The organism is Streptomyces sp. NPDC033229 (assembly GCF_055576875.1).
Window position 1 is genome coordinate 1 of record NZ_JBVIQR010000144.1, and the last position, 3825, is coordinate 3825.

Consider the following 3825-nt stretch of genomic DNA (forward strand, 5'->3'; position numbering starts at 1 on the left):
GGTTGATCCTGGTCGACAACCCGTCTACCAGGAGCTTCACCACTACGTACAGCCCAACCACCCCCGCCCGGCCCCCATCAGGTTGGAAAAGGCTCCCTGAGTGGCAGCGTCGATACGCGATGCGGGCAGGCTGCGAAGCGTCTCCGAAGCTGGCTGGGCTCACGGCCTGCGGGACTGCCGCTACCGCGGCCGCCAGGGCTTGAGGGTGGCGGTGGCTTGCTCGGCGAGGGCCCGAATCTTGGCCGCCCTCAACCCCGTCGAGGGCATCTGGTCCCTGCCGCGACGAGGCCCACTGGCTCCAGCACGTTCTGAGCGCGATGGTTTGCAACCTCACCCGCCTCGCCGACTGGAATCACCGCACCCCAGACCACCTGCCGCCGAACAACCCACTCCACGCACTCTGCACCGCCGCAGCGTCGACCTCAAAGAGATCACCAAAAACAGAATCCATTCATGATCCAACCTCAAGTGACATCGAACACCAGACACATTTACCCATACCGTTAGCCATTGGCTTGCTGCCCCACTCGTCGGTGAGTCGCTCGACGATCGCCAAGCCGCGACCGGTTTCATCGGTGTCAAGGGCTGAACGGGGTGCGGGCAGTTGCTGAGAGGTGTCGATGACTGCGATATATAGTTTGTCGTCAGTGCACTCGATTGTGATTGTGACTATGCTGTCTCCTGCGCTGCCATGCCTCACAGCATTGACCACCAGTTCGTGGGCGACTAGGGCAGCGTTCTCTGCCAAGCGTGAGAACTGCCAGCGGCTAAGGCGGTCGGTCACTGTGCGTCGAACCCCGGCTGCATCCAGAGGGTCCGCAGTGATAGCCATCTGAAACCAGTGATGGGTGCTCATCCTCCCCTCCCCTTGCGCTGAGAACCCACACGGGGTGCCCAGCCTCGACGCCTGTGAACGGTAATTCGCAAGGCCATGCGAGGTGCCGGCAGGTTTTCTGACCGAGTGATAATCCGATGACATTTGGGCCATCGCGGGCCTGTAGGCTGCTTGTAGATTGAGAGCGGCCATGGGGGGTGAGTCGCCATCGGAATCAGTCGATGGCGGCGCCTCTTCTTGAGCTCTGAATGTCCCATCCTGCCTCCTCGGGGACCAGACAAGGCAGTCGCACGGTGGCGGGAATTGCCAACGTCGCTGACAGGAGTGTCTCACCTGTCTCAGCAGACAACTGGAAGTGGTGGGGGCGCATTGTTTGAAGCGCGACGGTTTCTTGATTACAAAGCGTTGCTTGGGTGCTACTCAATATTCGCGCGAATGCATTATGTCATAGATCTAGCCCCGCGATCGCATAGGTGCACCAGTCTTGAGAGGGTGTTGAGACTGTGCTTGTGCCATTTGAGTGTGAGAAGGCGGCACTAGCCGGCAAGAGACCAGAAGCTGTAGATCGTCCGGCGGGGAGTTGGGTGCAGATGGGCTCCCTGGCGGGAACACTGAGACCATCTTGTCCGGCTGGTGGCAATGATGGGAACGTTGTCCGTGATGCATCCAGGATTACAACGAGATTGGTCCAGGCCTATCGTCGTCCGTGCCCTGGGCGCGGGGATGGGCTGCGGAGATCCGGGAGAGCAGGTGGACGCCGGCCGCGGTGTCGGACACGCTGGCGGCTGTGACCATCACGGTCAGCAGGAGAGCGAGCGTGTCTGTGCTCAGGTGGCGTTTGCGGCCGACGATCCGTTTCTCGGCGTCGGTGCCCTAGCCGGTGAGGTGCACGTTGGCGGAGGCCTTGACGCTCCGGGAGTCCAGCACGCAGGCCGACGGCTCGGCGCTGCGGCCCTCGGCCTCGCGGACCAGGCGCCGCAGCAGGCTGCTGAGCTGCTCGAAGACGCCGTCCTGCTGCCAGGCAGCGAAGTAGCCGCAGGTGGTGCGCCAGTGTGGAGTCGTGGGGGAGGTAGCGTCACGGGATGCCGGTGCGGTCGACGTAGAGCACAGCGTTCATGAGGGTGCGCAGGTCGTGCTCGGGGAGTTCGGGGTGGAGCGGGAGGAGTTGGTGATCGCCGAGCGGGTGCTGCGCCGACTGGCCGGACAGGACCGGGCCGAGGTAGAGGCAGCCGTCGCGGTGGCTGCGGTGGCTGCGGTGAAAGCGCAGGTGGCAGGGCGTGCGGTGCTGCTGATCCCGCACCGTGGCGATGACCCGGACGAGACCGCGCTGCCCGGCGGCTACCCGCAAGGCCCTGGCGATCGTTCGGACCGTCGATGGTCTGGTACAGGTCAGGACCGTGGGCGAGGAGCTGGGACTCGAGGTGGCGGTGCGCGGGAAGCTGGAGCCGCTGCGGGCGAAGATGACCAAGCTCGCCGACCGTGGATGGCTGCACAAGCAGCCCGGCGGACGGTTCACCGCACGCCGGTAGCCGCACCGGGACGATGAAGGCCGGGGCGTAACCAGCCGGCCCACGGCGGCAGTTGAGTTTGGTGTGAAGGAAAGCAACCCTCACGCCGAGGGCCCGACGACCCTGTCTGCACCGCCCGCCTGCCACTGTCGAGCGCCACCCTGAACTACCTCGCCACCCTGATACGCGGCCACCTGAAGAAGACCGGCTCACCGTGAGCCCTGCCCGCGGGGAAGATCGCGGGGAGCGCCCTGGCAGTGCTGCACTGTGACCAGCGGCCCGGCCATCTGGCCGGCGGAAACAGGGTGCACCTCACCGCCGTCACCGCTGGCCCGCGAGGCCGCCGCCCTGCTGGCCGCCCTCCGCGACTGGACCGCACCCTGAAGAAGAACTGGCGCGTGCCCGGCAAGGTACGCACCGACCCGAAAATGGGCGACCGCCCTGGTGAGAGCTGTGCTGCTGCTGACGAACCGCGAAGTCGCCCGCTGACCGATGACCACGCCGGGAGTCATTCGCCCCCGACCAGCATAAGCACCCCGAAGCCCACACATACCAGCCCGCTTGACCTGCAAGCTTCACGATGCACAGTGCCCAATGAGGCGGGTGACTGGTCTGGGGTTCTTGCGTGGCCGGACGGTGAGTTCGTCTTCTCCGTGGAGGATGCGGAAGTGGGTGTCCTCGATGACGACGGTGACGATCTTTCCGGCATGGCGGGGTCCGAGCTTGATGAACTGCTTGGCAACCATGATCCTGCCGCTCGCGTGGATCTTGCGCTGTGTCCGGATGGCTCCGGCCAGCGAGGGCGGAGGAGGCAGCGGTGAGGTGGCTGTCCGGGTGCTGGGGAGCTTGCCCAGTTGGTCGGTGGGGACGGGGCAGGGCCAGGTGCCCCTGAGGGCGTTGTCGGCGATAGTGTGCATGAGGTACCCGTCGAGCCGGAGTGTGATGGGGCGTCCTGCCGTACGAAGCCGACACCGGCGACCAGCAGGATCTTGCCGCTCCGGTCCTGGGCAGGGCAGATGGTGCAGCCTCAGGGCCAGCCGGGCCGGCGCCGTAGCGCAGGGTCAAGTAGGCGAGGTCTTCCGGCCGCAGCCGAGACGGGTCAGTGGTGACCAAGTGCCCGTCGAGCAGGAAGTGGACTGCACTGTTGGCTCAAACCGTCAGCGTCCGGTGGGCCAGCGCCTGGTGGGTGCCGACCCGCAGCCTGCCGCCCGCCAGGGTGAGCCCACCACTGGGCGCACCTCGAACTCTCGCTGACACATGGAGCGGGAGAACGGTCTTCGATGGCCAGCTCCGGGTGAACGGTGCCCTCGAGCTCCTCGTCCACAACGGGGGCGGGAGCGTGTTTGACGGCCCGGCGGGCCGGGACCTAGCCTCGATCTTTCGTGATGGTCCGCCGACGAAGTCGGTGGGCCGTTCCGCTTTCTGTGGCTCGTGGTGGGCAGGCCGAAAGCCCGAGTGTTGTCTCGGGTGGACGCCGGGTTC

At 65.6% G+C, this 3825-nt stretch carries 3 protein-coding genes and 1 pseudogene; 1 reads left to right on the top strand and 3 read right to left on the bottom strand.

Annotated features, from left to right (window positions below; all coding sequences use genetic code 11):
* Nucleotides 1–451: 451 nt before the first annotated feature.
* Both ACZ53N_RS36705 and ACZ53N_RS36710 read right to left on the bottom strand, forming a co-directional pair.
* On the bottom strand, nucleotides 452–856 hold the full coding sequence (locus tag ACZ53N_RS36705; protein ID WP_466986705.1) for an ATP-binding protein: 405 nt from the start codon (nucleotides 854–856) through the stop codon (nucleotides 452–454).
* Between the two features lie 696 nt (nucleotides 857–1552).
* A pseudogene (locus ACZ53N_RS36710) lies at nucleotides 1553–1976 on the bottom strand (transposase); the annotation flags it as partial.
* Between the two features lie 256 nt (nucleotides 1977–2232).
* Here ACZ53N_RS36710 and ACZ53N_RS36715 point away from each other — a divergent pair.
* Nucleotides 2233–2364: a hypothetical protein gene (locus tag ACZ53N_RS36715; protein WP_469145048.1), complete on the top strand. Its 132-nt coding sequence runs from the start codon at nucleotides 2233–2235 to the stop codon at nucleotides 2362–2364.
* Nucleotides 2365–2918: 554 nt separating this feature from the next.
* Here the strand turns inward: ACZ53N_RS36715 and ACZ53N_RS36720 are convergent.
* Nucleotides 2919–3260 carry a hypothetical protein gene (locus ACZ53N_RS36720; protein ID WP_469145049.1) on the bottom strand — a complete coding sequence of 114 codons (342 nt, stop codon included), beginning with the start codon at nucleotides 3258–3260 and terminating at the stop codon, nucleotides 2919–2921.
* Nucleotides 3261–3825 lie beyond the last annotated feature (565 nt).

Bases quoted from the DNA above. Each gene is read 5' to 3' on its own strand.
- ACZ53N_RS36705 (WP_466986705.1), bottom strand. From the start codon at position 856: ATGAGCACCCATCACTGGTTTCAGATGGCTATCACTGCGGACCCTCTG.
- ACZ53N_RS36720 (WP_469145049.1), bottom strand. From the start codon at position 3,260: ATGCACACTATCGCCGACAACGCCCTCAGGGGCACCTGGCCCTGCCCC.